The following is a 7,083-nucleotide window of genomic DNA, read 5'->3' on the forward strand; positions in this document are numbered from 1 at the left end:
TGTTGGGCCGACCCGGTTCGACCGGGTCACTCTCTCCGCCCCGGCGGAAAAACACCCTGTGTGCGTACGTTCTCAGCGTTCAGGGCCGTAGACGATGCGCGAGGGGGCTTCGTACCCACAGTCCGGACAGTCGTACCAGCGCTGTACCTTTGCTCCATCAGCTGTCTTCTCACCGACGAGGACGTCGTCGTTCGGATACTCCGGACAGCTCAGTTCGGGCGCTGGCCGCTCCCGAAGTGCATCTCGGAACGGCGTCGCCTCCTTCGTCTCAAAGCCTCGCGACCAGATCGGGTAGCTGTCGACGAGGATCGCCCCGCGCCACTTGTACCGGTATGAGTCCGGAGCCCGGTGTAGAACAGCTCGCGCTCCAGTCTCGGTGTTTCGATACGCGAATGTTGGTGTACGACTCTCCCGAGACCAGTTTGTGATTCTGGGCATTGTCAGTCAGAAGTGGACGTCTGCGGGGACAATCCAGAGTGTCTGGCTGTCTTCCTCTTCCTCGAGGACACGATCGAGCTGATCGCGGTGGCGAATCCCTATCGCGTGCTGGTCGTACATCGGGATTGATGGTCCCTCGTAGGCGCCGACCTGATGGAAGGCGTGTCGGGCGAGATCCTCGTCGCGCATGATCGCCTCGTCGCTGAGCTCGTCGAGTGCCTCCTTCGCGCGGTCGAGATTCCGCTGAAACTCCTCTTTCGTGGCCTTCCAAGCCCGGTCGAGCAGTTCACCCCCCTCCTCTGAATTGATGGGTGCTGCCGTCGGTAGGTCTCCCCAGCGAGCCTTCCCGGCGACCGTCGTATCCTCTTCGTCGAAGGTACAGTAGTAGTCAAACACGGCGCAGCCGTGGGGGTTCGCCCCGACGAGACGGTCGAAGACTGCTTTCCCTTCGACCAGGGCGTCGTGCCGTGTCGGTGCCTCGACTAACGCGTAGATGACCATATGCATCTTTGTTCACCTCGGAGCGCCGACTCACCGGACACTGCTCGGCTTTGTCTGCTCGGTGCGCCGGCACCCATCGCCGGCGCTCGAAAAAACTCGCTTTGAGCGACCGGGTTCAGGAGTCGCGTGTCCGCTCGACGGTGATCGTCAGGTCGCCCGACTCGTAGTCGGCCTCGAAGTCGACGCTGAACGCGTCGGAGTCGTAGGCGGCGTGGTAGGCACGGTGCAGTTCGAGCGATCCGGTCGCCTTGAAGTGGAAGAACGCAGCTGAGGTGTAGGGCTTGCTCTGGGTTTCGACCTGCGTCTCGACAGAGGCCGGGAGAGCGATTTGTGGTGTGTCCGTGTCGATACTCGCAGCGAACGCCTTCGCTTCCTCGACGGTCGCCTGCGAATGTGCGGGCGTCTCGCCGGTGAGCACGTTCACCGGTGTCTCGGTATCGTCGGTGAATAGGACATCGTGGAAGGTGCGCGTCCCGAGGACTGCGTCGGGACCTAGTTCGCAATCGTGGAATGGGTCGTCGTCTGGTTTCTCGGGCATCCAATCACGAGCCTACGGTAGGGCTCAGTCCTTTCTGCCCCAGAAAAACACCATCTGCTTCGACGCAAATCGGTCTACGAGCGGCTGAGTGTCGCGTCCGGAGACGGTACTTCACCGCTCGGGATGCGCAACTCCTGCCGCTTCCCGACCCACTCGCCGAGTTTTTGCTTGAGGTACTGGCGAGCAGTCGACTGGGTGAACACACCCTTGTCGACCATATCGCCGACGACGTCCTTCAGCGCCCGGAACTGCCCCTTCAGATGGCCGTCGCCGACCGGCTCGCCGTCGTGCCACCGAACGGTCGCGAGCGCCCCGTTCCCGACCGTCTCACCGTGGTCGATTGTCTCCGAGTCGTACTGCAGCCCGAACCACAGCGTCCGGTAGGCAGTCACCTCGAACGACGTCGACACCACGAAGAACGCCTCGTGGTGGAGATAGTCGAGATGGTCAGCGACGATCTCGTCGAGGGTGAGCCCGGTGGCGCGGGGCTTCGGTTCGACGACCGTCGACGGGCGGTCTTCGCCGGCGAGGTAGCCGTCGACGGCTTCTGCCTCGAGGCCATCGGCCAGTTCCGCCAGTAGCTGTTTCGCCCACTTGGAGTCGGTGTCGTCGCCACCGAACGGCGACTCAGCCGAAATCCGGTGTTTGAGCTTCAGGTTCGCAGCGCCCCAATGAGAGTAGTGAAGCGTATACTGTCCGTCTGTGCGTTCGTACGCAACGAGTGCGCGGTGACCCATTTGAATAATCACCTCGCAGGGCGTCCCACGACTGGATCGCCCCGCACCCCTCCGGGGGGCGAACAACTCTACTCGTCGATCGGTTCGGGGGAATTGAGGTCTGCGTGGAGGACTTCGCAGTCGCGAACGACGTACCGCTTCGCCAGCACTGGGAAGCGACACTTCGTGAACCCCGCTGTCTGGATGTCGAGTTCCTCGTCGGCTTCGAGGTGGTCGGCGAGTTCTCGCAAGAATTCGTGGGTCACGATGCCGCCCTCGTAGTCCGGGAGGCCGTTCTCCCGCGCCTCGTACACTTCGAAGTCATCGTACCCCCAGATGGTGAGTTCGCCCTTGTCGGTGACCTCCCAGTCGAGCGTCCCGAAGCAGTAGCTCTCACAGAGCTCGCGGACTGCCTGTGGATCCGATACGATCGCGCCGGTTGACGTCGTCGCAGCTTGTAGTGTCGCCATGTCTGGACTCGCGGGAAGCCCCGCATCCCTCTTGGGGGCGATAAACCGACACTGGAAGTGCCCCTGTCGTCGACGCCGATGACGATCAGTCGTCTGTTGGGGCGTCTGTCTCGCTTCCGTCCTCTGGTCGCGTGAGTAGGCTCACTTCTTCCAGGAGGTCTCTTGCAGTCTCGACTCGCTCTCGATCTGCGTCGTCCAACCGGTCGACGTCGAGCCGGCTGAGATTGCTGAGCACACAATGCATCCGGTAGCCCTGTTCGACTTGCTGATTCATCGGTAGCGCCTCACCACTCGCCGGCGCAGAAAGACTCCTTACGAGACTGTTGTCGGCGCATCAGCGTCGCCACCAGTGCTCGTCGCACCGCGTTGCCGCCAGGAGGTCACTCTCCCACCCGTCGTCCAGCATCGTGTCCGGGATGTGGGATGCCTCGCCGGTCGGCCGTAGTTTTGCAAAGTCAGAATATCGGTCGTACATCGGTTGGTGCATAACTTCTGTCGGTATCGCATTTCAACGTCCGGACGCCTTCGCTCGCATCCCACTCTTGATTATGCGAGACAGTACAAACATATATCAGAGCAGGGCGCGAACACTGTCCCAAGAGGTGCCAACCATGACCGAATCCTCGCGAGATGGGGTCCAATCGTGGACTGAGTCGATGAGCGCCCGCGACCGCATTCGGGCGGTCGCCGAGTCACTTCGCGAACCCCGCTCAGTTAACTGGATCAGCGAGCAGGCCGACGCCGCCTGGAGCACGACCAACGAGGAACTTCAGGATCTCGTCGACCAGGGCCAGTTGCGTCGCGTCGAGGCCGGCGAGACCACGCGCTACCAGCCGGACTACACGCGCCTGCTCTTCGAGGAGATCCGCACGCTCATCGAGGAAAATACCCGCGAGGAGCTGCGGAGTGAATTGGCCGCGATTACCGAGGAGATCGAGGAGTGGCAGGCGACCTACGACGTCGAGACGTGGGAGGAGCTCGAACAGTCGCTCGCCGACGGCGACCTCGCAAGTGCGGAGCTCCGGGACCGCCGCGACGTCATCGCGTTCTGGCGCGAGAACGAGGAGGATCGCCGCCTCATCAAGCACGCACTGGAACTCTACTCTGACGTTGAAGCCGCCCGCGAGCAGATGACCGACATGGCTGACCGCGCCACGAGCTAATCCTTCTCTCTCACAGAATGATCTTTCTTGCCGGTCGCGACCGCTATACACAGCGGACCCTCCTCCGCGACGTTCACGACCGATTGACGAATCAAGCTGGGTGTGTGGAGGTACGCTATCGTCCGTCTCGACGTCGACCCCGGTACGTCATCGCGGATGTCGATCCGACAACCTTCCTGAGTGACTCCTACGATGTCGCGACTGCACGACTGGAGATTCGCTTCTGGTACCCCGCTGGCGTCGACCACGAATACTACCGCATCAACTGGGTCGAACCGGACCGGAACCTGATGCTCGGCTTCCACCAGGACGCCGATCATCCGGACCTCGGGCCCTGTCACATCCAACTCAATCACGAAGACACGCCGGTTGATCGCCACGAGGCGACGTTTCTCGATGCGCATCCACTTGCCGTCCTCGATGACAGACTACAGCAATTCCCGCCCGCGCTAGATGCGATTCACTGGAAGAATGGAGCGCCCTCGCTCCCGACCTGGCCCGTCTAGACAGCGAGTTCATCGAGCGTCTGGTGATGCGTCCGTGCCGTGGTCGGCGTGACTTTCCGGACTCGTCGATGTCACGGTGCGTTACCCACTACCCCTGTTCCCGCCGCGATTTGTGGAGGCAAGCTTCTGCGAACTCTGCCTGATGAACGCCCGCCGTGACTGCCGTCGGACTTGAGGGTACTCACCATATTAACCAACAGAAGCCATCTCTATCGGAGACTGTTGGTTAATCGGCGAGATTCCTCCTGCCCTATTCGGGATCAGGCCCGTAGCGACCTGTGCCACACACCTGGCACTCCCAGATTGGTTGGCCCGTCCAGGTCTCGTCAGGGAGCGACTCGCGTGTCCTGAACCGATGTTCTGTTTCTCTCGTACAGTGCTGGCACTCGAGGGCTGTCACGGTCGGAATATCGGCCCCGGTACTGGTGGATTCCGTTTCACGAGGAACTGTTTCAACAGCGACTGCTGGGACGATCCACAGCTGGTCGCCGTCGTCGAGAGCGTGCTCGAGGGATGACTCATCACGAATTCCCTGGCCACGCTCGTCATAGACGCGTGGGATATCTGTCTGAGAACCATCGCTCCTCTCGTCCCACGCTGTCCGCTCACGGGTCGCTGTTAGCAACGCCTCACCGGCCGCTGAGGTCACCTCGACGGCCGCGGGGAGCGTAGGCCAGCGTTCGGTTAGCTGGGGTGCGGGCTCGTCGTCGAGATCGTAGATGAGCGTACAGTCGTCGATCGGCTCGTCGTGACCTGCCGTAAGAAGTGTCGCTGCAGCTGCCCCTTTCGCGACAGCACCATAGAACGTCCCGGATTCGACGAGGAAGTGGATCACACCACGGAGTGATTGCTCGGAACTCGCAGCATCCGACGCTGAGGCGGCGTCGAGTTCGTGTTCGAGACAGAACCGGCATTTTTGTTGCGATGCCGGGATCGATGCACCACAGGAGACACAGGCTCGGTCTGTGTCGGTTGTTCCGTCCGGATATCCGCCCGAATGCGAGGCTTCACGCTGGCGGGTTGGCTGGCCGTCTGCTGGCTGATCCAGCGCTGGGTCCGGCACCAGAGCGCCTTCCCCGACAGGTTGGAACGCATCTCGGTCTGAGTTGCGGTCCGTCATCGATTCGCTCCGCGTTTCCCCCGGTTTGGTATTTAAAATCAAGGGTGAGGAAATGCGGGGGACGGATTCGGCGCCGACGAAATAAATCCGGGCCGAGACGGAGTCAGTCACGGAGCTCAGCGACCGCTCGACCGACCTCGCGAACGTGCTCACTCCGCTCGATATCAAGTTCTGTCGACAGATACTCGACAGTCTCTTCCAGATCCATACCCCCTGGTAGACTCTCTGCCGGTATGTAGGTACTCCTCCACCGGATGCGTCTCACATCGCTTGGAGTTCGTCTCGCCGGCTTCGGAGCGTCACGACTGACACCTCTGCTGCCGACGCGACGGTGGATTGGGTAATCAACGCGCCCTGCTCCTGGGCGGCCAGATAGACGCAGGCGGCCGCGACGCCCGATGGCTGACAGCCGTTCGTGAGAGCTGTCTCTTCGGCGCATTCTGCGAGTTCATTCGCGCGGCGGCGAATGTCGTGGTCTAACCCCAACTCCGAGATCAGCCGCGGAACGAACGACGTCGGGCGCATTGGTGGTGCCGGGAGCTCTAATTCGCGATTCAGTGTTCGGTAGGCGTTGGTCACACGAGTGGACTCGACTCGGGCGGCGTCGACGACATCCTCGAGGAGAAGCGGGTATTGGTTACATCGGCCGGTACCGTAGATACTCGCTGCACCGATGGCTTCGATGGATCTGCCACGAAGCAGATCCTCGCTCTGAGCCCTCCGGAAGAGCTGGCACGCCTGGTCACGAATCGACTCGGAGAGTTCGAGCGCACTCGCCAGCCGGCGCACCTCGCCCAACCCGTGTGCGAGATTCCGTTCCGCTTTGGACCGCCAGCGACCACGGGTCTGCTCACGTCGCATCCGGGCCAGCCGCCGACGTTTCTGCCCTGAGAGTTCGTTCCCGTGCGCATCAGTTCCGTGGCCGATCTCGGTCGAGAGGCCTCGATCGTGGCGGGCCGCAGTGAGTGGTGCGCCTGTTCGCTCGCGTTTGTCCTCATCGTACGCTCGCCACTCTGGCCCGTGATCGAGACGTTGCTCTTCGATGACGAGGCCACAGTCCTCGCAGACCGTTTCCTTGACGTTCGTAGTGACGTGCCCGTCGCACTCGGGACATCGGTTTGCGTTCGACTCCGGTTGGATGTCTTCGTCGAAGCCAGTTTCGTAGATGTCTCTCGTTGCCATTGTTCTCACCGTATCCAGGAACTCGCCAGTACGGCGAGCCCCTCACCTATTGAGGGTGAAATAAAATCTATATGAGGATGAACTGTCTCACCGACTGTGTTGAATCGGCTCTATTGAATCGCCAGATGGCGTTGGAATCAGCGAGTCACATACTGTTTGATGTTGTAGACGAGACACATAAGAACGACTTCACGGAACTCACGGTACCATTCACGCGCTCGGACGGCGGAGCCGTACGAGCGCTTGACCGAGGAGTTCACAGTCTCCGTCATTGAGCGCTGATTGTAGAGATCGTCCTCGATTCGTGCGTTGTGCGCGTGGTCGTACGGAGCGAAGATGCGGTGTTTCACAAGTGGACGTATTCCCATGTCTCGGAGGGTCTCACGCAGTGGCTGACTGTCGTAGCCCCTATCCGCGGCAAGGGTCTGCAACTCGCCCGCGTACCGGCG

At 61.3% G+C, this 7,083-nt stretch carries 12 protein-coding genes; 2 read left to right on the forward strand and 10 right to left on the reverse strand.

The window, feature by feature from the left end; translation table 11 throughout:
• Window positions 1-72: 72 nt before the first annotated feature.
• The 7 genes from BMX17_RS19315 to BMX17_RS26360 all read right to left on the reverse strand — a co-directional run bounded on the left by BMX17_RS19315 (window position 73) and on the right by BMX17_RS26360 (window position 3,138).
• Entirely contained in the window at window positions 73-438 is a 366-nt protein-coding gene (locus tag BMX17_RS19315; protein ID WP_092663167.1) for a DUF7568 family protein, read from the reverse strand.
• Between the two features lie 6 nt (window positions 439-444).
• The gene (locus BMX17_RS19320) at window positions 445-945 is read right to left on the reverse strand and encodes a DUF7995 family protein (RefSeq protein ID WP_092663169.1); all 501 of its coding nucleotides are present in this window, start codon (window positions 943-945) and stop codon (window positions 445-447) included.
• 109 nt (window positions 946-1,054) lie between these two features.
• Window positions 1,055-1,477, reverse strand: a complete 423-nt coding sequence (locus BMX17_RS19325) for a DUF8025 family protein (protein ID WP_092663171.1) — start codon at window positions 1,475-1,477, stop codon at window positions 1,055-1,057.
• Between the two features lie 74 nt (window positions 1,478-1,551).
• Complete coding sequence (locus BMX17_RS19330) at window positions 1,552-2,214, reverse strand: DUF6735 family protein (RefSeq protein WP_092663173.1); 663 nt, start codon at window positions 2,212-2,214, stop codon at window positions 1,552-1,554.
• Window positions 2,215-2,282: 68 nt separating this feature from the next.
• The gene (locus BMX17_RS19335; RefSeq protein WP_092663175.1) at window positions 2,283-2,663 is read right to left on the reverse strand and encodes a hypothetical protein; all 381 of its coding nucleotides are present in this window, start codon (window positions 2,661-2,663) and stop codon (window positions 2,283-2,285) included.
• 85 nt (window positions 2,664-2,748) lie between these two features.
• Window positions 2,749-2,937, reverse strand: a complete 189-nt coding sequence (locus BMX17_RS19340) for a DUF8012 family protein (protein WP_092663177.1) — start codon at window positions 2,935-2,937, stop codon at window positions 2,749-2,751.
• A 60-nt stretch (window positions 2,938-2,997) separates the two neighbouring features.
• Window positions 2,998-3,138 (reverse strand): hypothetical protein, encoded by a 141-nt coding sequence (locus tag BMX17_RS26360; protein ID WP_170845481.1) that lies wholly within the window; start codon window positions 3,136-3,138, stop codon window positions 2,998-3,000.
• Window positions 3,139-3,274: 136 nt separating this feature from the next.
• Here BMX17_RS26360 and BMX17_RS19345 point away from each other — a divergent pair, with 136 nt between their 5' ends.
• The gene (locus tag BMX17_RS19345) at window positions 3,275-3,826 is read left to right on the forward strand and encodes a DUF7342 family protein (RefSeq protein ID WP_092663179.1); all 552 of its coding nucleotides are present in this window, start codon (window positions 3,275-3,277) and stop codon (window positions 3,824-3,826) included.
• 17 nt (window positions 3,827-3,843) lie between these two features.
• Window positions 3,844-4,332, forward strand: a complete 489-nt coding sequence (locus tag BMX17_RS19350) for a hypothetical protein (RefSeq protein WP_092663182.1) — start codon at window positions 3,844-3,846, stop codon at window positions 4,330-4,332.
• 250 nt (window positions 4,333-4,582) lie between these two features.
• On the opposite strand, the gene BMX17_RS19355 is transcribed toward BMX17_RS19350, so the two are convergent.
• The 3 genes from BMX17_RS19355 to BMX17_RS19365 all read right to left on the reverse strand — a co-directional run.
• A complete protein-coding gene (locus tag BMX17_RS19355) occupies window positions 4,583-5,452 on the reverse strand; it encodes a biosurfactant protein 1 (protein WP_092663184.1) in 870 nt (289 codons plus the stop codon).
• Between the two features lie 261 nt (window positions 5,453-5,713).
• On the reverse strand, window positions 5,714-6,634 hold the full coding sequence (locus BMX17_RS19360; RefSeq protein WP_092663186.1) for a transcription initiation factor IIB: 921 nt from the start codon (window positions 6,632-6,634) through the stop codon (window positions 5,714-5,716).
• A 137-nt stretch (window positions 6,635-6,771) separates the two neighbouring features.
• A partial coding sequence (locus BMX17_RS19365; protein ID WP_139203584.1) for a transposase occupies window positions 6,772-7,083 on the reverse strand: 312 nt, incomplete at its 5' end.

The organism is Halorientalis persicus, assembly GCF_900110215.1.
GTDB lineage: Archaea > Halobacteriota > Halobacteria > Halobacteriales > Haloarculaceae > Halorientalis > Halorientalis persica.